At 40.6% G+C, this 626-nt stretch carries 1 protein-coding gene; it reads left to right on the top strand.

The features are described from left to right. Positions 1-542, top strand: a 542-nt coding sequence (locus tag ACS8FC_RS18735; RefSeq protein ID WP_439297898.1) for a DUF1810 domain-containing protein, incomplete at its 5' end; no start/stop codon positions are given. Positions 543-626: the final 84 nt, after the last annotated feature.

Raw genomic sequence — 626 nt, 5'->3', positions numbered from 1 at the left:
GACCATTGCTGGATGGGGGCGATATATGTAGCGGGCTAGCATGGCAGATAGGCAAACGCTCATTAATTGAATCGCAAGGAGTGCAGAAAATGACAACGATAGATAAAGATTTATTTGATGATTTTATCCAAGCTCAAGATGCTATCTATTCACAAGTGATTGAAGAGCTGACCGCAGGTCGTAAGCGTACGCATTGGATGTGGTTTATCTTTCCACAGATGAAAGGGTTAGGGCACAGTAAAATGTCTCGACGATTTGCAATAGAGAGTCTAGAGCAAGCGAAAGCGTATTTGCAGCATGAGGTACTTGGGGCACGGTTAATAGAGTGCGCTGAATTACTGCTGTTACACCCTAATAAAAGCGCTTTAGATATTTTTGGTTCACCGGACAATCTGAAGCTGCAATCTTCGCTAACATTATTTGCCTTTGCCGCTGGTAACAAGTGTGTATTTGAGCAAGTTTTATACCAGTTCTTCCCTGAAAGTTACGACATAAACACTATCAAGATGCTAAAGCAAATTAATGACCAGAAATATAAGTGAATGAAACCGAGTGAAATTTTAAGAGGATAGATGAGTATGAGTATCGTGCAAAGTTTGATAAATGATGTGAGCCAGAAGGTTAAC

The organism is Psychrobacter sp. 1Y4 (assembly GCF_051847555.1).
Note: the sequence above shows the minus strand (reverse complement) of the source record. Positions and strands in the feature narration are given on the sequence as shown.